Source organism: Sphingomonas japonica (assembly GCF_006346325.1).
In the GTDB taxonomy this organism is placed as follows: Bacteria; Pseudomonadota; Alphaproteobacteria; order Sphingomonadales; family Sphingomonadaceae; genus Sphingomonas; species Sphingomonas japonica.
Map to the genome: position 1 here is coordinate 1,623,375 of NZ_VDYR01000001.1, position 21,339 is coordinate 1,644,713.

Here is a 21,339-nt window from a genome sequence, read left to right on the forward strand (position 1 = left end):
ATTCTGAATGGGCGGCCGTGGTGCCGCCATCCGAATATGCCGATCGGACGCCGGGAACGCGGATCGCGGGATGATCGTTATGCCCTCGAAACAGGAGGCATGCGCATGTTGTTCTCGACCCCGACCCAATTCGCGGTGCTCGCCGTCTGTCTGATCGCCGGGTGGTTGTTCGGGCTTGCCAGCGCGCCCGGCGGAAAGAAGTGGAAGGAACGCCTGCGCGCAGAGGAAGCCGCGCATCGCGAGACCCGCGCCGAGATCGCGACACGCGACGCGCGATTGCGGGAGATCGAGCGCGAACGCGATGCCGCCCTTCAAAATCGTGACCGCGCCGCGCCGGTGGCGGCGGCCAGCGCGGCGACGGCGGCAACGGCCACCAGCCATCGCGGCGGCGGGTTCTTCGGCTGGGGTCGAGACAATCTGTCGCGCATCCGCGGAATCGACGACACTACCGAAAAGGCGCTCAACGCCGATGGGATCAAGACCTATGCCGCGATCGAGGCGCTGACCGCCGACGAGGAAGCCGCGCTCGAGGACCGGCTCGGCATGGGACGCGGCCGCATCGCCGAGCAGCAGTGGCGCGAACAAGCGGCGATGCTGCGCGACGGGCATGACGAGGACCACGGACGGCGCTTCGTCTGAGCCGCTAGGCCTTGCCCAGCGCCGCCTGCGCCGCAGCCAACCGGGCGATCGGGACACGGTACGGGCTGGCAGACACGTAATCGAGGCCGATCGTTTCGCAAAAGGCAATGCTGGCCGGATCGCCGCCATGTTCGCCGCAGATGCCGAGCTTGATGTCGGGCCGCGTGCCCCGGCCCCGCTCTGCGGCCATTTCGATCAGTTCGCCGACCCCCTCGACGTCGAGGCTGACGAACGGGTCGCGGGCATAGATTCCCTTTTCGACATAGACCGACAGGAAGCGCGCGGCGTCGTCGCGGCTGACGCCCAGGGTGGTCTGCGTCAGGTCGTTGGTGCCGAAGCTGAAGAACTCGGCCTGATCGGCAATATCCCCGGCGCGCAGGGCGGCGCGCGGCAATTCGATCATCGTTCCAACTAGATAGTCAATAGTACTCCCATGCTCTGCGAACACCGCTGCAGCAGCACGATCGACCACCGCCTTCATCAGTTCGAGTTCGCGCCGCGTGGCAACCAGCGGAACCATCACTTCGGGAACAGGCGCTTTTCCGGATCGATCGGCAACGATGCACGCGGCTTCGAAGATCGCGCGCGCCTGCATCTCGTAGATTTCGGGATAGGTCACGCCCAGCCGGCATCCACGATGGCCAAGCATCGGGTTGAACTCGTGCAGTTCGGCGGCGCGGCGCTTGAGCTTGTCGACGGTGATGCCCGTCGCGGCGGCGACATCCTCGAACTCGGCTTCCTGGTGCGGAAGGAATTCGTGCAGCGGCGGATCGAGCAGCCGGATCGTGCAGGGCAGCCCGACCATCACTTCGAAAATCTCGACGAAGTCGGCGCGCTGTTCGGGAAGCAGCTTGGCCAGCGCCGCGCGGCGCCCCGCCTCACTGTCGGCGAGGATCATCTCGCGCACCGCGGTGATGCGCGATCCTTCGAAGAACATGTGCTCGGTGCGGCACAACCCGATGCCCTCCGCCCCGAATTCGCGCGCGGTGCGGCAATCGGCGGGTGTCTCGGCATTCGCGCGCACGCGCAGGCGGCGGACCGCATCGGCCCATTTCATCAGCGCAGCGAAGTCGCCGCTCAGTTCGGGCTGCACCGTCGGCACCGCGCCCAGCATCACTTCGCCGGTTGAGCCGTCGATGGTGAGGATGTCTCCCTCGCGCACTTCGCGCCAGGAATCGCCGGCCCCGACGCGCATCACTTTGTCGGCCGCCTTGATCGACAGCGCCCCCGCCCCCGACACGCACGGCCGCCCCATGCCGCGCGCGACCACCGCGGCGTGGCTGGTCATCCCGCCGCGTGCGGTGAGGATGCCCTTGGCCGCATGCATGCCATGGATATCCTCGGGTGAGGTTTCGGTGCGCACCAGGATCACGCTGTCGCCGTTCGCAGCGGCACGCTCTGCGCTGTCGGCGTCGAACACAACCTTGCCCGATGCCGCGCCCGGCGAGGCGGGCAGCCCCTTGGTCAGCACGTCGCGCGGCGCTTCGGGATCGAGAGTCGGGTGGAGCAGTTGGTCGAGCGCCGACGGATCGACGCGCGCGATCGCCTGTTGCTGCGTGATGAGGCCGTCATTGGCCATGTCGACTGCGATCTTGAGCGCGGCCTTGGCCGTGCGCTTGCCCGAGCGGGTCTGCAGCATCCATAATTTGCCGCGCTCGACGGTGAATTCGATGTCCTGCATGTCGCGGTAATGGCGTTCGAGCAGGTCGAACACGCGCGCCAGCTCGCCGTACACTTCCGGCATCGCCTCTTCCATCGACGCCGGCTTCGCGTTCGCCGCCTCACGCGCGGCGCGGGTCAGATATTGCGGGGTGCGGATGCCGGCGACGACATCCTCGCCCTGCGCATTGATGAGGAACTCGCCATAATAGGCATTGGCCCCGGTCGAGGGGTCGCGGGTGAACGCGACGCCGGTCGCCGAGGTTTCGCCCATGTTGCCGAACACCATCGCCTGGACGTTGACCGCGGTGCCCCAGTCGCCTGGAATGTCGTTGAGGCGGCGATAGACCTTGGCGCGTTCGGCCTGCCACGATCCGAACACCGCCGCGACCGCGCCCCATAGCTGGTCGTGGACGTCCTGCGGGAACGGCTTGCCCCATAATTCCTCAACCAGCGCCTTGTACTCAACGACCAGCTTCTTGAGGTCGTCGGCGGTGAGTTCAGTGTCGAGGTAGAAGCCCTGGTCTTCCTTGGCGATCTCCAGCGCTTCCTCGAACCGGCCATGGTCGAGTTCGAGCACGACGTCGGCGTACATCTGGATGAAGCGGCGATAGCTGTCCCAGGCGAAGCGCGGGTCGCCCGCAACTTGCGCCAGCCCCTCGACCGTGGCGTCGTTGAGGCCGAGGTTGAGGACGGTATCCATCATCCCCGGCATCGACACGCGCGCGCCGGAACGGACCGAGACGAGCAGCGGGTCCGCCGCGTCGCCGAATGCCTTTCCAGTGATCCCCTCAATATGCGCGATGCCGCCTGCAACTTCGGTGCGCAGGCTGTCAGGGAACGCTTCACCTTCCTCGTAATATCGGGTGCACATCTCGGTGCTGATCGTGAAGCCGGGTGGCACCGGCAGGCCGATCGACGCCATTTCGGCAAGGTTCGCGCCCTTGCCGCCGAGCAGATTCTTGTCCCCCTTCCCCCCATCGGACACGCCGCCGCCGAAGCGGAATACGTACTGCGTCATGGTTGCTCCCTGTCTTGTGTCGTGGCCCTGGGGAGGGGTGAAGTGGAGAAAGTGGAGAGTCTCGGACGGTTTCGATCAGCCCTCGATCTTCGAGAAATCGGCGACGGCGTGGACCGCATCGCGCATCCGGGCGAGCAGCGCCAGCCGCGCGGCACGCCTGGCGGGATCGGGATCGTTGACGGTCACGGTTTCAAAGAACGCATCGATCGGGGCACGCAGCGACGCGAGCGCCGCCATCGCCCCTTCGAAATCCTCGCGCCCGATCGCGGCGGCGGCCTGCGGCTCGGCCGAATCAAGTGCGGTAATCAGCGCATCTTCCGCAGGTTCGGGGGTGTAGGACAGCGTTTTCTTCGGCTGCGATGCGGCGAACTCGGCGACCACCGGGGCAAAGCGGGCGCGATCGGTATCGACCTCGACCAGCGGGTCCTCCTCACCGGTCTGGGGTATGGCGGCGTCGCCGGCGTCGTGATCGGCGGCAAGCACGCGGCGTTCCTCGGGCGGGCGGCCGGTTTCGGTTCCGAACGGGGCGGAGCGCGCGGCGGCGGCGGCGAGTGCGGCGGTGGTATCCGCCGGGACTCCCCCAAGATCGTCATTCCCGCGAAGGCGGGAATCCATAGCCGCAGCGCCTGCGTCTCCATCGTGGCGCTCGCCACTATGGACCCCCGCCTGCGCGGGGGTGACGGAAGTTGGGGCGGTGGACGTCTCCCATCCCTCCTTCTTGAGGATATTCGACGCCCGCTTGTACCCGGCGAGCAAGTTGGCGCCCTCGTGCGTGGTCACGAACGCCTGCAGCGCATGGACGCGCGCGAGCAGGCGGACGAGATCGTCCTCATTGCCGAGCGCGAACACCGCGTCGATCAGGTCGTGACGGACTCCGGCCTCGCGTTGCTGGACTTTGAGGCGATCGATCGCAAACGATACTATCTCATCCGCGACTTTCTCTTGATCATGCGCACGGTTTGTTGTGAGTTCGTGAGACCTCAGGCCGTAAGCGTGATCTTCGTAACCGCTGAGAACTAGCTTGCGCAGCGACGCCTTGAGATCGTTCTGCAAGACGATCGCTGCCAAACCCAAAATCGCGCGCCGCAATGCGAAGGGGTCTTTGGAACCGGTCGGCTTCTCGTTGATCGCAAAAAAACCAGTGATAGTATCCAGCTTGTCCGCCAGCGATACCGCCACGGTCACCGGCGCGGTCGGGACTTCGTCGCCCTGCCCGACCGGCTTGTAATGGTCGCGGACCGCTTCCCACACTTCGCGGGGCTCGCCTTGTGCGCGGGCGTAATAGCCGCCCATCAAGCCCTGCAATTCGGGGAACTCGCCGACCATGCCGGTGACGAGGTCGGCCTTGGCTAGGCGGGCGGCGCGTTCGGCGAGATCGGCCAACGCCGCACGATCCGCCCCCTCTCCGTTCGTCCCGAGCGAAGTCGAGGCACGTGATCGAGCGGAGCCGAGATCGTCCGCAGGTGCCTCGGCTTCGCTCGGCAATGTGTCTCGACTTCGCTCGACACGAACGGAAAGGGGGGTGCCTGCTCCGACAATCCCCTCCTCGACCAGCCACCGCGCCAGCTTCGCCACGCGATCGACCTTGTCCGCCACGGTCCCCAGCTTTTCGTGGAAGACGATCTTCTCGAGCTTCTTCGCCTGCTCCTCGAGCGCGACCTTCAGGTCGGTTTCGTAGAAGAAGCGCGCGTCGGACAGGCGCGCCGCCAGCACCTTCCGGTTGCCCTCGACGATGCGCGCGCCGCCGTCCTTCGCCGCGATGTTGGCGACACAGACGAACGCGTCGGCAAGCGTGCCATCCGCGCCTTGGCACACGAAATATTTCTGGTTCACCCGCGCGGTCAGCTGGATGACCTCGGGCGGGACGTCGAGGAACGCGGCGTCGAAGCGACCCATCAGCGGCACCGGCCATTCGGTCAGACCGGCATTCTCCGCCACCAGCCCCTCGTCCTCGATCAGCGCGAGGCCCGCGTCGGCGGCGAGCGCGGCGGCGCGGTCGCGGATGATCGCGCGGCGCTCGTCCTGATCGACAATGACGTGGCACGCACGCAGCTTTTCGACATAGTCGTGCGCGCCGCCGATGGTGATCGCGTGCGGGCTGTGGAAACGGTGGCCGACCGTCGCATATCCCGACCCGATCCCGGCGATCTCGCACGGCACCAGTTCCTCGCCGAGGATCGCGACGATACCCTGCAACGGGCGGACCCAGCGCAGGCTCTCGGTCGACAGCGACGCGTCGCCCCAGCGCATCGATTTCGGCCAGGGGAAGGCGCGGACGATTCCGGGGATCGCGGCGGCGAGCACGTCCGCGGTGGCGCGGCCGGGCTTTTCGATCACCGCGAACCACACGCCGTCGCGGTCGGTCAGCTGATCCTGGGACAGCCCGGTCTTGCGCAGGAAGCCCTCGAGCGCCTGTGGCGGTGCGGAGGTGCGCGGCCCCTTTATTTCCTCGGACACCGCCTGCGTTTCGAGCGGCAGATCGCGCGCGATCAAGGCGAGGCGGCGCGGCGTCGCGTAGGTCGTGAGGGCACCGGATTCGAGCCCGTCCTTGTTGAGTTCGGCAGCGAACAGCCGTTCGAGATCGGCGCGCGCCTTGTCCTGCATCCGCGCGGGGATTTCTTCGGAGCGCAGCTCGAGGAGGAAATCGGCCATCACGCCGTCCAGCCGTTCTTGGTCATATACGCTGCGCACGAACCCTTCGCGAGGTCTCGGACGCGGCCCATATAGGCCTGGCGCTCGGCGACCGAGATCACGCCGCGCGCCTGCAGCAGGTTGAAGATGTGGCTGGCCTTGATCGCCTGTTCATAGGCCGGGATCGGCAAGTCGCGCGCCAGTGCGTTCTCGCATTCGGCGGTGTGCTTCTTGAACTGGTCGAACAGGCTGTCGGTGTCGGCGACCTCGAAATTCCATTCCGACATCTGGCGCTCGTTATCGAGGAACACGTCGCCGTACGTCACGGCTTCATCGTTGAATGCCAGGTCGTACACGCTGTCGACATTCTGGATGTACATCGCCAGCCGCTCGAGCCCGTAGGTCAGCTCGCCCGCGACGGGCTTGCAGTCGAACCCGCCCATCTGCTGGAAATAGGTGAACTGGGTGACTTCCATGCCGTCGCACCACACTTCCCAGCCGAGCCCCCAAGCGCCCAGCGTCGGCGATTCCCAGTCGTCCTCGACGAAGCGGATGTCGTGCGACAGCATGTCGATGCCGATCGCCGCGAGGCTGCCGAGATACAGTTCCTGCAAGTCCGCGGGCGAAGGCTTCAGGATCACCTGATATTGGTAGTAATGCTGAAGTCGGTTGGGGTTTTCGCCATAGCGGCCGTCGGTCGGGCGGCGGCACGGCTGGACGAAGGCGGCGTTCCACGGGTTCGGCCCGAGCGCGCGCAAGGTGGTCGCGGTGTGGAAGGTGCCCGCGCCCATTTCCATGTCATAGGGCTGCAGGATCAGGCAGCCGCGCGCGCTCCAATAGTCGTGGAGCGTCAGGATCATGCGCTGGAAACTCAAGGGTTCGACGTCGGACACCGGCTGGCCTTCGCACCTGCAATAGCGAGGCGGACGCTTTGGCGCAGCCTCCCGCGAGCGTCAATGGCAGCGGCGGGGCGGCGGCAGGCGCTCAGCGGGTCACAGGAAGAAGGTGTAGAAACACACGAAAAAGGCGGTGAAACTGACCACGAACAGCTTGAGGTCGCTGTCGTCGGAGACCGGGCCGGCGCCACGCGCGATGCGTCCCGTCATCTCCCGGCGCAGCGGATGCGGGGATGCGCGGACAGCTGAAATCGAGCGCGCGGCGAGCGGGCGGAGGGGATGCGATGCCATGCCCGAATTAACGTCTTGTTAGGGATTTGGATCAACGCCGATGTTCAATCCCGAGTCTCAGCGCGGGACGCCGTTCGCAATACCAATGGACGCCAGGGCAAGTTGAAAGCTTCTTGATATTGAGTTTGACTCGCATTAGTCGAACCCCAGCAAAGGGGTTCATTCATGCTTTCGACCAAGCCGGTACTAATATCGATATCCGCATTGGCCGCGGCGCTGGCTGCCGCGCCGGCATATGCGCAGACCGCCCGGCCCGCGCAGGGCGATGCCGACATCATCGTCATCGGCCAGAACAGCTCGGGCGGCGATGCTACCAAGACCGACACCCCGGCGATCGAGGTGCCGCAGCCGGTGACGATCATCCCCGCCGAACTGTACGAGGCGCAGGGTGCGGTCTCGATTTCGGACACATTGAACTACGTCGCCGGGGTGCAGGCGAACCCGTACGGCCCTGACAGCCGCGTCGATGGTGCCTTTATCCGCGGGCTCGACGCGCTCCAGTTCCGCGACGGCATGCGCGACATCTTCAGCTTCTATGCCAGCATCCGCGCCGACCCGTATAATTTCGACAGCGTCCAGGTGCTGCGCGGCCCGTCGTCGATGCTGTTCGGACAAGGCGCGCTCGGCGGCCTGATCAACCTCAACTCCAAGTTGCCATCGTCGGTCGCGTCGGGCGAGGTCTCGCTGCGCTACGGCGCGTTCGATCGCAAGGAAGCGCTCGCCGATTTCACCGGCCCGATCACCCAGGGGCTGAGCGCGCGGATCGTCGCGCGGGTACGCGACGCCGACACCCAGACCGATTTCGTCCCCGACGACCGCGTGATGGTGTCGCCGTCGGTTACCTGGTCGCCCGGCGCCGATACCGACCTGACGCTGCTCGGCCTGTATCAGGAGGATGACGGCGGTTCGACCGCGCAGTTCCTGCCGCTGGTGGGCAGCATCCTGCCCAATCCCAACGGCCAGCTGCCCAACGACCGGTTCGTCGGCAAGCCCGGCTGGGACCGCTATGACGGCCGCCTGCTGCAAGGCACCGCGCTGCTCGAGCATCGCTTCTCCCCGCGCGCCAAGCTGAGCCTGAAGGCGCGCTACATCGACAGCGACCTGAGCTATTTCACGCATTATCCCGACAGCTATTCGAACCCGGCCAATCCGTACGTCCTGCTCGACCCGGTGACCGGCACGCCAGTGGTCGATCCCGAGACGGGGGCGGCGCTGCCCGATCCCGACCAGCGCACGATCGGCCTGTACGTCGACGGCAGCACGGCGCGGATGGAAATCTTCTCGACCGACAACAATGTTCAGATCGGCTTCGACACCGGCGCTGCGGTCGAGCATGTGCTGCTCGCCGGGGTCGACTATAGCTGGAACCATGTCCGCAAGACGGGCGGCTTCGGGATCGAATATATCGACATCTACGACATCGATTATGATGCGCTGTCCGATTTCGGCGGCGGTCTGCCGCCCGGCGCGGCGCCCTCGGAGGATGTCGAGCAGACCCAGCTCGGCGTCTATGTGCAGGACCAGATCCGGCTGTGGGACCGGGTATCGGTGGTGCTCGGCGCGCGGCGCGACCATGTCTCCAGCCGGTCGTTCGCCGGTACCCCGGTCGAACACGACGCCACCACCTTTCGGGCGGGCGTGATCGGCGATCTGGCGGCCGGCCTCTCGCCCTTCTTCAGCTATACCGAGAGCTTCGAGCCGATCGCGGGCGTCGCCAGCAACGGCGATCCGTTCGTGCCCAAACAGGGCCATCAGTACGAGCTAGGCATCAAGTACCAGCTCAATGCCGCCAGCATCGTCACGCTGACCGGCTATCGCATCAAGGAGAATAACCGCCCGGTCGACGATCCCGCCACGCCCGACCCGTTCGACCAGCGCCAGGCCGGATCGCTGACGTCGAAGGGCATCGAATTCGAGGCGCGGACCGTGCTGCCGGGGCAGGTCCAGCTGATCGCCAACTACAGCTATAACGAGGCCGAGATCGACGGCACCGACCGGCAGATCGACAATGTCCCCAAGCATAACGCCTCGCTATGGGCGGCGCGGGCGTTCTCGCTGCCGAACGGCGTCGGGCTTCGGCTCGGCGCGGGCGCGCGCCATGCCGGGGAGAATATCTCCTATGGCCCCGCCTTTACCGACGGCATCGTCACGCCCGATTACACCCTGGTCGATGCGTTCGCCGAGCTCAGCTGGCGGCGCTGGAGCTTCGCGATCAACGCCACCAACCTGCTCGGCGAGGATTATTATTCGGCGTGTCTGGCGCGCGGCGACTGCTTCGTGGGCGCGGAACGCAACGTGTTCGGCACGCTGAGCCTGAAGTTGTGACGCAAGGCAGCGCTTTGCTGCTGTGGCTCGCCGCAGCACTCGGCGTCGCCGGCGTCGCCGCGCTCCGGTATGCCTGGACACTCCCCCGGCGCAGTACCGGGTGGAACGCGGTCGCATGGCTGCTGATTGCCGCATCGGTCGCCTGCGGCTGGCGGATGGGAGGAGCATGGGGGGTTTCGGTGGCGGCACTTGCCACCACCGCCGCCGCGTTCGCGATGCTGGCAGCAGCAGGAATCGGCGCGCCGCCAGGGCGGACCGCAGCGTCGGTGCGGTGGGCGGGCATGCTGCCGCAGGCGGGAGAGCCGCGCCGCATCGGTCGCCGCATCGCGACGTTCCTGATCGTCATACCCGGCGGCTTTGTCATAGCGATCGTGCTCGGCATCGCGATGCGCGGGGTGGCAACGGCGTCGGGATGGGGTGAGGCCAATGCCAATGTCGCGGCGCTGTTCACCGTGCCGCTGGGCTGGGCCGTGCTCGTCACCACATTGCTAATGCAGGGCGAGCGGCGCGGACAGCTGCTGACCTTGTCGGCCTGCGCCGCGGCCGGAGCGCCGTTCCTCTTGACGGGATTGGGATCATGAAGCTGGCACCGAACGCCGCCACGGTGAAACGCGCGCTGTCGGCACACGCCGCGATCGGACTGCTCGCAGGCGCCCTGCTGTATCTGGTGTGCCTGAGCGGCACCGCGCTCGTCTTCTACGAGGAATGGCAGCGGGCCGAACAGGGCGATGCACCCGAAATGACCACGATCGACCCGCAGGCCGTGCAGCGCGGCGTTGCAGCGGTGCTGGCCAGCGAGAGGGGCAAGCCGCCGACGACGCACCTCTACGTGCATCTTCCGGTCCCCGAACTGCCGCGCACGACGATCACCACCGATACGCAGGCGGTGCACCTCGACGCCGACGGCCGCGTCGCCGCGCCCGAGGAGAATGCCTGGTCCGAGTTCCTGTACGGTTTGCACTACACGCTGCACCTGCCCGGCGTGGTCGGCATTACCATCGTCGGCATCCTGGGCATGTTGATGGTGGCGCTGTCGATCTCGGGACTGATCGCACATCCCCGGATATTCCGCGACGCCTTTCGCTTTCGCACGCGGCACAGCGGCGGCGTCGCACTGTCGGACTGGCACAATCGGCTGAGCGTATGGACGCTGCCGTTCGGGCTGGCGATCGCCATCACCGGCGCGGCGATCGGGCTGGCCAGCGTCACCGCCTATGCCCTGGCGAACCGCTATTACGACAACGACCTCGAAGCCGTGTACGCCCCGATCTTCGGCGACGAGGGCAAGCCCGACGCCGCCCCCGCGCCGGTCCCCGCCGTGGCGACCGCGCTGGAAACGATGGCGCAGCGCTTTCCCGAGGTGGCGATCACCTATGTGACGCTGCACGATCCGATGACTGCCGGCCAGCATGTCCAGATCGTCGCGAGTCCGCCGCGCCGCCTGATCTTCGGCGAATATTACGCATTCGACGCCGCGGGTCGGTTCAAGGGTACTGCCGGGCTGTCCGACGGCGCGATCGGCCAGCAGGCGGCGGCGTCCAACTACAACCTGCATTTCGGCAACTATGGCGGGCTCCCGGTCAAAATCGCCTATTGCCTGTTCGGGTTCGCGCTCACCATCGTCTGCGCGACCGGCGTCTATATCTGGCTGGGCAAGCGCCGCCGCCGCGGCGTGCACGAGCCACGCCTGCTCGGCGCGTGGCACGGCGTGGTGTGGGGAGCGCCCGCCGCGCTGGCGATCACGCTTGCCGCGCGCTTCGCGCTGGGCAACGCCGCCTGGTTCACCGCGATCTTCTGGACCGCGCTGGCACTGGCCATCGTCGCCGCGATCGCGGCAGCGCACCGGGCGGCGGCCGCCCGAAATCGAAGCGGCAACGATATCGCGCCGAGTGCCCGCGAACAGCCGGCCGGCTAGCGCTTTTCAGGGAATGGTGGAGCCGAGGGGGATCGAACCCCTGACCTCTGCAATGCCATTGCAGCGCTCTCCCAGCTGAGCTACGGCCCCACGTTTTTCCGGCCCGGGACCGCGCTCAACCGCGCGGCGCTGGCCTGGAAGGCGTCGCCATTAGTCAAGCGACGCGGGGTTGGCAAGCGGCGACTTCGCCGCCTGCCCCCGGGCAGGATCAGTTATTGTCGTCGTCGTCCTTGCTCGCCTCGACGCCGAGATCGTCGTCGCCGCCCAGGTCGACATCGTCGTCGGCGTTAGGCTCTTCATCCTCGATGTCGATGTCGTCGTCGCCGAGATCGCTGTCCTTTTCCTTCGCCTTGGGCTCGGCGACCTTGGCCGCCTCGAAGGGCAAGGGCTGCTTCGACTTGAGGATCGGCTCGGGATTCCAGGCATAGCCGCATTCGATGCAGGTGACCGGGTCTTCCTTTTGCAGATCGTAGAACCGCGTCGCGCATTTGGGACAGGTCCGCTTGGTGCCCAGTTCAGGCTTCACCATGCCGTATTTCACCTTTTGAACTTTATGGATTTCGCGAGGAGCGAGGCCCCGCAAAGTGGGGCGCGCCTTGCCATAGCGCAAGCGCGCTGTCAAAAGCCCGCGCCTGACGATGTCGAGCGCCGCCCCCCGCCCCTTTGCCGCCGCCCCGCGCGGTCCGCTGACCGGCAGCGCCCGCGTGCCCGGCGACAAGTCGATCAGCCACCGTGCGATCATGTTCGCTTCGCTGGCGATCGGCACCAGCCGGATCGAGGGACTGCTCGAGGGCGAAGACGTGCTTGCCACCGCTGCGGCGATGCGCGCGATGGGCGCGACGATCGCGCGCGGTGACGACGGCGTGTGGAGCGTGGACGGGGTCGGCGTCGGCGGATTGCTCGAGCCCGAGGCCGCGCTCGACATGGGCAATTCTGGAACCTCGACCCGGCTGCTGATGGGACTGGTCGCCAGCCATCCGATCCGGGCGACGTTCGTCGGCGACGCGTCGCTCAGCAAGCGTCCGATGGGCCGGGTGATCGCGCCGCTGTCGGACATGGGCGCCGAGTTCACCGCAACCGGCAACGGGCGGCTGCCGCTGATGGTGCGCGGGATCGCGCCCGCGGTGCCGATCGCCTACACGCTTCCGGTCGCATCGGCGCAGGTCAAGTCGGCGGTGCTGCTTGCCGGACTGAACACTCCCGGCATCACCACGGTGATCGAACCGGTGGCGACGCGCGACCATAGCGAGCGGATGCTGGCCGGGTTCGGCGCCGATCTGACCGTCACCGACAGCCCGGCGGGGCGCGTCATCGCGCTGCGCGGCGAGGCCGAATTGCGGCCGCAGCATATCGTCGTGCCGGGCGATCCGTCGTCGGCGGCATTCTGGCTGGTCGCGGCGTCTGTCGTGCCGGGATCGGACATCGTCATCGCCAATGTCGGCATGAACCCGACGCGCACCGGGCTGATCGCGGCGCTTCGCCTGATGGGCGCCGACATTGCCGAGCAGGACGCGCGCAGCGTCGGCGGCGAGCCGGTCGCCGACCTTCGCGTGCGGCACGCGCCGCTGACCGCGATCACGGTGCCGCCCGAGCTGACGCCGAGCATGATCGACGAATATCCGGTGTTGTTCGTCGCTGCGGCGTTTGCCAGCGGCACCACCGTCGCGCGCGGCGCGCACGAACTGCGCGTCAAGGAATCGGACCGGATCGCGGCGATGGCCGAGGCGCTGACGGCGTGCGGCGTCACGGTCGCCGAGCATGACGACGGCCTGTCGATCACCGGTTCGGGCGGGGCACCGATCGCTGGCGGCGCACGGGTCGCCTCGAAACTCGACCATCGTATCGCGATGAGCATGATCGTGGCTGGACTTCACGCCCGCGAAACGATCACGATCGACGACGCGGCCCCGGTCGCTACCAGCTATCCCGATTTCTTCGACACCCTCCAATCGTTCACGAATTAGGGCGTTTGCAGTCTAGGCGTATATCAGAGTCATGATCATTGCAGTCGATGGCCCCGCAGCGTCGGGCAAGGGCACGATCGCCCGTGCGCTCGCCCGCCATTACGCCCTTCCCCATCTCGACACCGGCCTGCTGTACCGCGCGGTCGCGGCCAAGCTGCTGCGCGACGAGCTCAATCCGGAGCGCGAGGCGGACGCCGTGTCGGCGTGCGATTTCGACGATGCGCTGCTCGACGATCCGTATCTGCGCAGCGATGCGGTTGGCAAGGCGGCGTCTCAGGCATCGGCGCACCCGCTGGTGCGATCGGCGTTGCTGCAGCGCCAGCGCCGCTTTGCCCAGCAGCCCGGCGGCGCGGTGCTCGACGGGCGCGACATCGGCACGGTGATCGTGCCCGAGGCGGACGCGAAATTGTTCGTCAAGGCGACGCCGATGATCCGCGCGCGCCGGCGTCACGCGGAACTGGCGCGGCATGGCAGCGCACCCAGCCTCGACAAGGTGCTTGCCGACATCCGCGCGCGCGACGACCGCGATGCCACCCGCAAGCAGGCGCCGATGCGGCAGGCGGCCGATGCCGCGCTGCTCGACACCAGCTTCCTATCGATCGACGCGGCGATCCAGCGCGCGATCGCGCTGGTCGAAGCGCGCATGGCGCGCCACCAGTCGGTCGCCTGAGCCCGGCTTCGGCCTTGCAAAATCGCGCGGATGGCGCTATCGGGCGCGGGTTCGGCGAACGTGCGTTCGCGGCAGGGAAGGCGTGAGGGTAAGCCCTTGCGCCGTTTTCGCATTTGATCGCGTCTCTATCCCCGGCCGACTGCGCATGCATGGCGAACGCCGTATCCGGCATCCGGCCGCTGCGGCATATCGGCCTAAAGACCGCCGGACCCAACCGGCTGGCCGGAAATGACTATACAGGAAACGACAGCTTTTATGGCAACCCAGCCCACGCCTACCCGCGATGATTTCGCGGCAATGCTCGACGACATGTTCGGCGGCTCCGACAGCTTCGAAGGCCGCGTCGTCGTCGGCACCGTCACCGGGATCGAGAACGACCTGGCCGTCATCGACGTCGGCCTCAAGAGCGAAGGCCGCGTTCCGCTGCGCGAATTCGCTGCTCCCGGCCAGAAGGCCGAGCTGAAGGTCGGTGACGAAGTCCAGGTCTATGTCGACCGCGTCGAGAACGCCAATGGCGAAGCAATGCTCAGCCGCGACCGCGCCCGCCGCGAAGCCGCCTGGGACACGCTGGAAACCGAATTCGCCAAGACCGCGCGCGTCGAGGGCGTGATCTTCGGCCGCGTGAAGGGCGGCTTCACCGTCGATCTGTCGGGCGCCGTGGCGTTCCTGCCCGGTTCGCAGGTCGACATCCGTCCAGTGCGCGACGTCACCCCGCTGATGGACATCCCGCAGCCGTTCCAGATCCTCAAGATGGACCGCAAGCGCGGCAACATCGTCGTGTCACGCCGCGCGATCCTCGAGGAAACCCGCGCCGAGCAGCGTTCGGGCCTGATCCTCAGCCTCGCCGAGGGCCAGATCATCGACGGCATCGTCAAGAACATCACCGACTACGGCGCGTTCGTCGACCTCGGCGGCATCGACGGCCTGCTCCATGTCACCGACCTCAGCTACAAGCGCGTCGGCCATCCGAGCGAGATGCTGGGCATCGGCGACACGGTGAAGGTGCAGATCATCCGCATCAACCGCGACACGCAGCGCATCTCGCTGGGCATGAAGCAGCTCGAGAGCGATCCGTGGGATGGCGCGAGCGCGAAGTATCCGGTCGGCGCCAAGCTGTCGGGCCGCGTCACCAACATCACCGAATATGGTGCGTTCGTCGAGCTGGAAGCCGGCATCGAAGGCCTGGTCCATGTGTCGGAGATGAGCTGGACCAAGAAGAACGTCCATCCCGGCAAGATCGTGTCGACCAGCCAGGAAGTCGAAGTCGTCGTGCTCGAGGTCGACGAGGACAAGCGCCGCATCTCGCTGGGCCTCAAGCAGGCGCAGTCGAACCCGTGGGACAAGTTCGCCGAGGATCATCCGGTCGGCTCGACGGTCGAGGGCGAAGTCAAGAACGCCACCGAATTCGGCCTGTTCATCGGGCTGGACGGCGACGTCGACGGCATGGTCCACATGTCGGACATCGCCTGGGGCATTTCCGGCGAGGACGCGCTCAACCTGCATCGCAAGGGCGAGACCGTCCAGGCGATCGTGCTGGCGATCGAGCCCGACAAGGAGCGTATCTCGCTCGGCATGAAGCAGCTCGAGCGCGGCGCCCCCGTGGTCGGCGCGCCGACCTCGGGTGATCGCCTCAACAAGAATGCGATCGTCACGGTCACCGTCCTCGAAGTCCGCGACGCGGGCCTCGAGGTGCAGGCGGGCGACGATGGCGCGACCGGCTTCATCAAGCGTACCGATCTGGGACGCGACCGCGACGAGCAGCGCCCCGAGCGCTTCCAGGTCGGCCAGAAGTTCGACGCGATGGTCACCGGTTTCGACCGGTCCAAGAAGCCGACCTTCTCGATCAAGGCGATGCAGATCTCCGAAGAGAAGCAGGCAGTTGCGCAATATGGTTCGTCGGATTCGGGAGCGTCGCTCGGCGACATCCTCGGCGAGGCGCTCAAGGCGCGCAACGAGCAGAAGTAATCGGATCGGCCGGGAGCGGCGACGACGCTGCCGCTCCCGGCCAGTTTCGACCCCGGCGCTGTCAAGTCGTTCTGTCTAATCGAAACTCCGTATGATTGCGGACTTGATGGAAGTTAAGCTTTGCGCGTAGAACGGAAGCGCGAGAGGGGACTCGCGGGGTGCCGTACTGGCCTTCGTCCATACTGGGGAAACGCCGATGATCCGTTCCGAACTCGTACAGATGCTGGTTCGCGACAATCCCGACCTTTCGGTGCGCGAAATCGAGCGCGTGGTCACGACCTTCTTCGACGAAATCTCCGGCCGTCTGAGCGCCGAGGGCCGGGTCGAGCTGCGCGGCTTCGGCGCGTTCTCGACACGGGCGCGCGACGCGCGTGTCGGGCGCAATCCGCGTACCGGCGAGCCGGTCGAAGTGACCGCCAAGCGCGTGCCCTATTTCAAGCCCGGCAAGGAAATGCGCATCCGCCTCAACGTATGAGCCGCGCTTGACGTAGCTGCCGCGATCCGCTTGTCGTTCGCAGATGCGGACGGCATCGGGCCTTGTCCGCCGGCCAGTGCGGACGTGGCGAAATCGGTAGACGCAGCGGACTTAAAATCCGCTTCCCCAGGGAGTGCGGGTTCAAGTCCCGCCGTCCGCACCAGCCCTTCAGATATAGCGCGCGGCGAGGATCGGTCCGGCTGCGCCTTGGCGAACCAGCACGGCGTAGCGGTCAGCGCCGGGGACCTTGATGGCGTCGGTCGGCACTGCCGCGCGCTGCGCGCCGCCGGTCCAGCGGCCGATCGGGCGCTCGTCAACGAAGACGTTGCTGTAGCGCAGCCTGCGCCCGCCATTCTCGCCCGTGCCTATCGCGACATCGACGCTGCGGCGCAGTGCCACCACGCTGACGCGGGCGTCGGCCGGAGCAGTGCCCGAGACGGCGACCGTGACCCCCGCCGAATCGCGCACGATTCCGACGCGCGGTTGCGGCAGGCGCGACGCCTGGTCGATCAGTGCGCGGATTGCCGGACCGCGCCCGCCGACCGTGCCGCTGCGCCCCTGCACCACCGATTGCGGCGTGTAGTTGCCGGCGCCGGGAATGCCGCGCGCGGAATAGGCGGCCTGCAGCGCGGTGTTGCGCGGGCTGGCGAGCGTATCCTTCCAGCCGAGCCGGTCCCAATAGGTCACCGGACGCGTGATCGCGACGACCCCGGGATCGGCGGCGAGCTGCGCCATGATCCTGTCGGCGGGCGGGCATGACGAACAGCCCTGGCTGGTGAACAGTTCGACGGCGACCGGGCGGGCCGGCGTCTGCGAGCTGCCGATGCCGTGCAGCGCGGCGGCGGCGGTGCCGGCGAGGATCAGGGCGACGAGCGGGCGACGGATCATGATGCAACTCCCGTGGTGATGCCCCGCGGTTCGCTCCGCCGCGGCCGCAGGTTACATCACCAGCGCAGCATCCGGGGCACCAGCAGGCGTCCGGCGATCGCGCTCAAGCCGATCGCCAGCGAATACCACACCGCGACATAATGCAGCGACAGGCTGGGACAGTGGAGATTATAGGCGAACGCGCCGAATGCGCCTGCGGCGAGGCCTACCAACAACCCGGCCCGGGGCAGTTCGGTGACCGCGCCGCGCCGCAGCCAGGCGGTCAGCACGCCGCCGATCACCCCCGCCCCCGCCAGGCTGATGCCGAGACACGCCAGCGGATCGGGCCCCATCACCAGATCGGCGGGAAGCTGGCCACTGCGCAGCATCAACACCGCGCTCGACAGCGGGAACAGCGCTCCCGCCGCGACTGCCCAGCGCCAGCCGTCGCGACGCTCGCCGATCGATGGCCGCACGCTGGCGGCGATCGCGGCGAGCGCCGCCGCCCCCAGCAGCAAGAGTGCACCCGAGCGCATCATCACCATTTCGGGCGGGCGCAGTTCGGTCACGTCGCCGCGCAGCCCGAACAGCGCCGCGACCGCGGCGATCGTCCCGGCCATCGCGGCCAGGACCAGCGCAATCCCGTGGCGCGGCGCGATCGGACGCACCGGCGAGCAATCCGCGACCAGCGCGTCGATGGTGGAAGAGGACATATCAGTCACTTTCGATCGAACTGGCGAGCCGCCTGAGCCCGCGATGGATGTTGACCTTGATCAGCGATTCGGACTGGCCCACGCGCTGCGAGGCCTCGGCGACGGAAAGCCCCTCAATCTTGACCAGGCGGATCGCATCCGCCTGCCCGGCCGGCAGCAATGCCAGCAAGCGGGCGATGCCCAGCCTCGCGCCGACCTCGTCCTCGAAGCCCGCGACCGCGTGATCGCCGCCCAGCGCATCCTCACGGCGGCGATATTCGGTGCGCAGCGCATCGACCCAGCGATAGCGTGCGATCGCCGCCAGCCACGGCAGGAACGGGCGCGCCGGATCATAGGTCGCGCGCTTGGCGTGGATCGAGGCGAGCGTTTCCTGGACGAGATCGTCGACGGCATGCGGCGCGATACGGCGCGCGAAATAGCGCGCCAGCCAGGTCTGGCTCGCGACCAGCACCGCGCGATAGGCGGCACCGTCGCCCGCCTGCGCCATCGCCATCAACTGGGCGAGCGATTGCTCGCTGGGCGTCATGGCTCCCCCTGACCGATTGCACGCATCGCGACCCATTCGCGCCATCTGGCGATTTGGTTACGACCGCCGCCTTTGTAACCGATCACAGCCGCATGGCGAACCGATGGCGCCGCGCCGATCCCGGCCGCGCCCCTCGATCGGAGCCCGCCATGCAACACCGTGTCCCAGCCTTCCTTGCCAGCGTTCTTGCCGCCAGCATGGCCGTCGTCGCCGCTCCCGCTTCGGCGACCGAGCGCGTCGCCTATAGCGACGCTGCGTTCGCCGCCGCGCAGCGCGCCGGGCGCCCGATCCTGGTCGAGGTCCACGCGCCATGGTGCCCGGTCTGTGCGGCGCAAGGACGAATGCTCGACAAGCTCACCGCCAAGGGCGACCGCGACCTGATCGTCTTTCGCATCGATTACGATTCGCAAAAGCCGCTGTGGAAGAAGTTTGGAGCGCAAAAGCAATCGACGATGATCGCGTTTCGCGGCGCCAAGGAAACCGGGCGGATCGCGTATGTCAGCGATGAAGCGTCGATGACGCGCCTGCTCGCCTCGATGCGAGGCTGATCGGTGAATCCCGCGCTCAACCCGCTGCTCGGCTATGTCGCAGGCGTGCTGACGATCCTGTCGCCGTGCGTGCTGCCGCTGGTGCCGATCGTGCTGGGCAGCGCGGCGCAGCGCAGCCGCTGGGGTCCCTTTGCGCTCGCGGCGGGCCTGGTGGCGGCGTTCACTGTCGCCGGCTTCGCGCTCGCCACGGTCGGCGTCGCGGTCGGACTCGATGCCGAGGCGCTGCGCATGGCCGGGGCCGCGATGCTGGCGCTGATCGGCATCGTCCTGCTGGTCCCCCGCGCGCAAGTCGTTGCCGAGCGCGTCGCTGCGCCAGCGGCGCGCTGGGCGGGGACGCGCCAAGCCGGTCTAGAACGACACGGACTGGCCGGGCAGGCGGCGATCGGGGCGCTGCTCGGGCTCGTGTGGGCACCCTGCGTCGGCCCCACGCTGGGCGCGGCCACGGTGCTCGCATCGCAAGGACAGGATCTCGGCGCCGCCGCTTCCGTGATGCTCGCGTTCGGAACCGGCATCGCCAGCGTATTGCTGGCCATCGCGCTGGCCGGGCGCAGGCTGATGACGCGCTGGCGCGCCCGGCTGCTGCGCACCGGCAGCGGTGGCCGCCAGTTGCTCGGCGCCCTGCTGCTTGCAGTGGGCGTCCTGATCGGCACCGGGGTGGACCGAATGCTGGAAGCGGCGATCGTCGCGGCGTCGCCCGACTGGCTGGTGGCGCTGACGACCTCGGTGTGACGGCGCGGGGTTGGCAGTCGCGGCGGCGCTGCATAGACCGGCGCGATGGTCCGTTCGCTGTTGCCGCTGCTGCTCGTCCTGTTCGTCGCAGGCTGCGAACGCCGTCCCGACGACGTTCCGGTGGTCGTCAGCGCGATCGGCGGCCCGGCACGGCTGGTCGATCCGGGACGCGGGCAGCCGTCGCTCGCCAGCCTGCTGCTCGCCGACGCGACGGCGCAGGGGCTGGTACGGTTCGATGCCAATGGCCAGGTCGAGCCCGGCCTTGCCGAGCGCTGGATCGTGATCGACGACGGCCGCAGCTATATCTTTCGCCTGCGCGCCGCCGAATGGGCCGATGGCAGCCCGGTAACCGCCGAGCAGGTCGTCGCCCGGCTGCGGCGCGCCACTGCGCCTGAAGCGCGCAACGCGGTATCGCCGTATCTGAGCGCGATCGACGAGATCGTGGCGATGACGCCGCAGGTGATCGAGGTGCGATTGTCGCGGCCGCGCCCCAACCTGCTGACGCTGTTCGCGCATCCGGCGCTGGCGATCTACGGAACCGGCCAGCGCGTCGGATCGGGACCGTTCCGCATCGCCGAGCGCGGCGCCGAGGACATCGTGCTGCAACCCGCCTTCGATCCCAGCCAGGCGAGTGACGAGGTCGAGGAACCGGCGCCTGAGGACTTCGTACGGCTGCGCGGCGAGCGCGCGGCGATGGCCATCCTGCGGTTTGCCGAGCGCGAATCGGACCTGGTGACGGGCGGCAGCTTCGCCGACTGGCCGCTGATCGAGATTGCCGATGTCGCGCCCAACACGCTGCGCATCGATCCGGCGATAGGACTGTTCGGGCTGGCGATCGTCGAGCGCACCGGATTTCTGGCAGACGCCGCCAACCGGGCCGCGATCGCGATGGCGATCGATCGCGGCACCCTGACCGCCGCGTTCCGGCAGGCCTGGACGCCGGTCCAGTCGGTGCTGCCCGACCAGCTCGATTCCGCCGACGTCCCGGCGCTGCCCGACTGGACCGCGTCCGACCTGACCGAGCGCCGGGCGGTTGCACAGGCGCGTGTCGCGATCTGGCGGGCACGCAATCCGGTCGCGCCGCCGCTGCGGGTGGCGCTGCCGCCGGGGCCGGGATCGAACCTGGTGTGGGGCAGCCTGGCCGAGGCGTTCGCCGCGATCGGGCTGCCGATCCGCCGTGTCGCGGTTCGCGAGGATGCCGACCTGCGCCTGATCGATGCGGTGGCGCCGTACGAAAGCGCGCGCTGGTTCCTGGTGACCGCCTGCCGCCTGTGCAGCGCCGAAACCATCGCGGCGATCGACGCCGCCCGCGATGCGCCCGATGCCGCGGCCCGGTCGGCCCTGCTGGCGCAGGCGGACATCGCCGTCGCGCGCGAAACCCCCTTCATCCCAATCGCGCCGCCGCTGCGCTGGTCGCTGGTGGCGCCGCGGCTGGCGCAGTGGCAGGCCAACCCCTATGCGTGGCATCCGTTGAATCGGCTGCGGCGCGAGCCCAATTAAGCGTC

At 67.7% G+C, this 21,339-nt stretch carries 19 protein-coding genes and 2 tRNA genes; 12 read left to right on the forward strand and 9 right to left on the reverse strand.

Features of this window, described 5'->3' with window-relative positions:
• Nucleotides 1-99 precede the first annotated feature (99 nt).
• Nucleotides 100-639 (forward strand): hypothetical protein, encoded by a 540-nt coding sequence (locus FHY50_RS08040; protein ID WP_140047962.1) that lies wholly within the window; start codon nucleotides 100-102, stop codon nucleotides 637-639.
• Between the two features lie 4 nt (nucleotides 640-643).
• Here the strand turns inward: FHY50_RS08040 and ppdK are convergent, their stop codons facing one another.
• The 4 genes from ppdK to FHY50_RS08065 all read right to left on the reverse strand — a co-directional run bounded on the left by ppdK (nucleotide 644) and on the right by FHY50_RS08065 (nucleotide 7,137).
• A complete protein-coding gene (gene ppdK / locus FHY50_RS08045; protein ID WP_140047963.1) occupies nucleotides 644-3,319 on the reverse strand; it encodes a pyruvate, phosphate dikinase in 2,676 nt (891 codons plus the stop codon).
• Between the two features lie 75 nt (nucleotides 3,320-3,394).
• On the reverse strand, nucleotides 3,395-5,971 hold the full coding sequence (glyS, locus tag FHY50_RS08055) for a glycine--tRNA ligase subunit beta (RefSeq protein ID WP_243846779.1): 2,577 nt from the start codon (nucleotides 5,969-5,971) through the stop codon (nucleotides 3,395-3,397).
• Nucleotides 5,971-6,810, reverse strand: coding sequence for a glycine--tRNA ligase subunit alpha (locus FHY50_RS08060; protein ID WP_140231095.1), 840 nt, complete (start codon nucleotides 6,808-6,810; stop codon nucleotides 5,971-5,973). Before FHY50_RS08060 ends, glyS begins: the two co-directional genes overlap by 1 nt.
• 132 nt (nucleotides 6,811-6,942) lie before the next feature.
• Nucleotides 6,943-7,137, reverse strand: coding sequence for a hypothetical protein (locus FHY50_RS08065; protein ID WP_140047964.1), 195 nt, complete (start codon nucleotides 7,135-7,137; stop codon nucleotides 6,943-6,945).
• 165 nt (nucleotides 7,138-7,302) lie between these two features.
• Between FHY50_RS08065 and FHY50_RS08070 the strand changes: the two genes are divergently transcribed.
• Genes FHY50_RS08070 through FHY50_RS08080 form a run of 3 tightly spaced genes read left to right on the forward strand, consistent with a single transcriptional unit; the run spans nucleotide 7,303 to nucleotide 11,377 of the window.
• Nucleotides 7,303-9,462, forward strand: a complete 2,160-nt coding sequence (locus FHY50_RS08070) for a TonB-dependent siderophore receptor (RefSeq protein ID WP_140047965.1) — start codon at nucleotides 7,303-7,305, stop codon at nucleotides 9,460-9,462.
• A gap of 14 nt (nucleotides 9,463-9,476) precedes the next feature.
• A complete protein-coding gene (locus tag FHY50_RS08075; RefSeq protein WP_140047966.1) occupies nucleotides 9,477-10,043 on the forward strand; it encodes a hypothetical protein in 567 nt (188 codons plus the stop codon).
• Nucleotides 10,040-11,377, forward strand: coding sequence for a PepSY-associated TM helix domain-containing protein (locus FHY50_RS08080; RefSeq protein WP_140047967.1), 1,338 nt, complete (start codon nucleotides 10,040-10,042; stop codon nucleotides 11,375-11,377). Before FHY50_RS08075 ends, FHY50_RS08080 begins: the two co-directional genes overlap by 4 nt.
• A 14-nt stretch (nucleotides 11,378-11,391) precedes the next feature.
• Here the strand turns inward: FHY50_RS08080 and FHY50_RS08085 are convergent.
• Nucleotides 11,392-11,467 (reverse strand) — tRNA-Ala (locus FHY50_RS08085).
• Between the two features lie 118 nt (nucleotides 11,468-11,585).
• Nucleotides 11,586-11,906 (reverse strand): TIGR02300 family protein, encoded by a 321-nt coding sequence (locus FHY50_RS08090; RefSeq protein WP_140047968.1) that lies wholly within the window; start codon nucleotides 11,904-11,906, stop codon nucleotides 11,586-11,588.
• A gap of 109 nt (nucleotides 11,907-12,015) precedes the next feature.
• Here FHY50_RS08090 and aroA point away from each other — a divergent pair, with 109 nt between their 5' ends.
• The 5 genes from aroA to FHY50_RS08115 all read left to right on the forward strand — a co-directional run bounded on the left by aroA (nucleotide 12,016) and on the right by FHY50_RS08115 (nucleotide 16,614).
• Entirely contained in the window at nucleotides 12,016-13,341 is a 1,326-nt protein-coding gene (gene aroA / locus FHY50_RS08095; protein WP_140047969.1) for a 3-phosphoshikimate 1-carboxyvinyltransferase, read from the forward strand.
• Nucleotides 13,342-13,372: 31 nt separating this feature from the next.
• Nucleotides 13,373-14,011 (forward strand): (d)CMP kinase, encoded by a 639-nt coding sequence (cmk, locus tag FHY50_RS08100; RefSeq protein WP_140047970.1) that lies wholly within the window; start codon nucleotides 13,373-13,375, stop codon nucleotides 14,009-14,011.
• Between the two features lie 255 nt (nucleotides 14,012-14,266).
• Entirely contained in the window at nucleotides 14,267-15,976 is a 1,710-nt protein-coding gene (rpsA, locus tag FHY50_RS08105) for a 30S ribosomal protein S1 (RefSeq protein ID WP_140047971.1), read from the forward strand.
• Between the two features lie 196 nt (nucleotides 15,977-16,172).
• Nucleotides 16,173-16,451 (forward strand): integration host factor subunit beta, encoded by a 279-nt coding sequence (locus tag FHY50_RS08110; protein WP_140047972.1) that lies wholly within the window; start codon nucleotides 16,173-16,175, stop codon nucleotides 16,449-16,451.
• A gap of 78 nt (nucleotides 16,452-16,529) precedes the next feature.
• A tRNA-Leu gene (locus tag FHY50_RS08115) sits at nucleotides 16,530-16,614 on the forward strand.
• 5 nt (nucleotides 16,615-16,619) lie between these two features.
• On the opposite strand, the gene FHY50_RS08120 is transcribed toward FHY50_RS08115, so the two are convergent.
• From FHY50_RS08120 to FHY50_RS08130, 3 genes are read right to left on the reverse strand one after another with little or no spacing between them, the layout of a single operon-like run.
• Nucleotides 16,620-17,339 carry a DUF1223 domain-containing protein gene (locus FHY50_RS08120; protein ID WP_140047973.1) on the reverse strand — a complete coding sequence of 240 codons (720 nt, stop codon included), beginning with the start codon at nucleotides 17,337-17,339 and terminating at the stop codon, nucleotides 16,620-16,622.
• A 56-nt stretch (nucleotides 17,340-17,395) separates the two neighbouring features.
• On the reverse strand, nucleotides 17,396-18,031 hold the full coding sequence (locus FHY50_RS08125; protein ID WP_140047974.1) for an NrsF family protein: 636 nt from the start codon (nucleotides 18,029-18,031) through the stop codon (nucleotides 17,396-17,398).
• A gap of 1 nt (nucleotide 18,032) precedes the next feature.
• Nucleotides 18,033-18,557, reverse strand: coding sequence for a sigma-70 family RNA polymerase sigma factor (locus FHY50_RS08130; RefSeq protein WP_140047975.1), 525 nt, complete (start codon nucleotides 18,555-18,557; stop codon nucleotides 18,033-18,035).
• Between the two features lie 149 nt (nucleotides 18,558-18,706).
• Between FHY50_RS08130 and FHY50_RS08135 the strand changes: the two genes are divergently transcribed.
• From FHY50_RS08135 to FHY50_RS08145, 3 genes are read left to right on the forward strand one after another with little or no spacing between them, the layout of a single operon-like run.
• On the forward strand, nucleotides 18,707-19,105 hold the full coding sequence (locus tag FHY50_RS08135; RefSeq protein WP_140047976.1) for a thioredoxin family protein: 399 nt from the start codon (nucleotides 18,707-18,709) through the stop codon (nucleotides 19,103-19,105).
• 3 nt (nucleotides 19,106-19,108) lie between these two features.
• Nucleotides 19,109-19,834, forward strand: a complete 726-nt coding sequence (locus FHY50_RS08140; RefSeq protein ID WP_140047977.1) for a cytochrome c biogenesis CcdA family protein — start codon at nucleotides 19,109-19,111, stop codon at nucleotides 19,832-19,834.
• 45 nt (nucleotides 19,835-19,879) lie between these two features.
• On the forward strand, nucleotides 19,880-21,334 hold the full coding sequence (locus FHY50_RS08145) for an ABC transporter substrate-binding protein (RefSeq protein ID WP_140047978.1): 1,455 nt from the start codon (nucleotides 19,880-19,882) through the stop codon (nucleotides 21,332-21,334).
• The last annotated feature ends 5 nt before the right edge of the window (nucleotides 21,335-21,339 follow it).

What these genes read in the sequence shown, in the direction of transcription:
- cmk (WP_140047970.1), top strand. Translation starts at nt 13,373, where the DNA reads ATGATCATTGCAGTCGATGGCCCCGCAGCGTCGGGCAAGGGCACGATC.
- FHY50_RS08070 (WP_140047965.1), top strand. Translation starts at nt 7,303, where the DNA reads ATGCTTTCGACCAAGCCGGTACTAATATCGATATCCGCATTGGCCGCG.
- FHY50_RS08090 (WP_140047968.1), bottom strand. Translation starts at nt 11,906, where the DNA reads ATGGTGAAGCCTGAACTGGGCACCAAGCGGACCTGTCCCAAATGCGCG.
- FHY50_RS08065 (WP_140047964.1), bottom strand. Translation starts at nt 7,137, where the DNA reads ATGGCATCGCATCCCCTCCGCCCGCTCGCCGCGCGCTCGATTTCAGCT.
- FHY50_RS08040 (WP_140047962.1), top strand. Translation starts at nt 100, where the DNA reads ATGCGCATGTTGTTCTCGACCCCGACCCAATTCGCGGTGCTCGCCGTC.
- FHY50_RS08060 (WP_140231095.1), bottom strand. Translation starts at nt 6,810, where the DNA reads ATGATCCTGACGCTCCACGACTATTGGAGCGCGCGCGGCTGCCTGATC.
- FHY50_RS08125 (WP_140047974.1), bottom strand. Translation starts at nt 18,031, where the DNA reads ATGTCCTCTTCCACCATCGACGCGCTGGTCGCGGATTGCTCGCCGGTG.
- ppdK (WP_140047963.1), bottom strand. Translation starts at nt 3,319, where the DNA reads ATGACGCAGTACGTATTCCGCTTCGGCGGCGGCGTGTCCGATGGGGGG.
- FHY50_RS08110 (WP_140047972.1), top strand. Translation starts at nt 16,173, where the DNA reads ATGATCCGTTCCGAACTCGTACAGATGCTGGTTCGCGACAATCCCGAC.
- FHY50_RS08135 (WP_140047976.1), top strand. Translation starts at nt 18,707, where the DNA reads ATGCAACACCGTGTCCCAGCCTTCCTTGCCAGCGTTCTTGCCGCCAGC.
- aroA (WP_140047969.1), top strand. Translation starts at nt 12,016, where the DNA reads ATGTCGAGCGCCGCCCCCCGCCCCTTTGCCGCCGCCCCGCGCGGTCCG.
- glyS (WP_243846779.1), bottom strand. Translation starts at nt 5,971, where the DNA reads ATGGCCGATTTCCTCCTCGAGCTGCGCTCCGAAGAAATCCCCGCGCGG.
- rpsA (WP_140047971.1), top strand. Translation starts at nt 14,267, where the DNA reads ATGGCAACCCAGCCCACGCCTACCCGCGATGATTTCGCGGCAATGCTC.
- FHY50_RS08080 (WP_140047967.1), top strand. Translation starts at nt 10,040, where the DNA reads ATGAAGCTGGCACCGAACGCCGCCACGGTGAAACGCGCGCTGTCGGCA.
- FHY50_RS08130 (WP_140047975.1), bottom strand. Translation starts at nt 18,557, where the DNA reads ATGACGCCCAGCGAGCAATCGCTCGCCCAGTTGATGGCGATGGCGCAG.
- FHY50_RS08145 (WP_140047978.1), top strand. Translation starts at nt 19,880, where the DNA reads ATGGTCCGTTCGCTGTTGCCGCTGCTGCTCGTCCTGTTCGTCGCAGGC.
- FHY50_RS08120 (WP_140047973.1), bottom strand. Translation starts at nt 17,339, where the DNA reads ATGATCCGTCGCCCGCTCGTCGCCCTGATCCTCGCCGGCACCGCCGCC.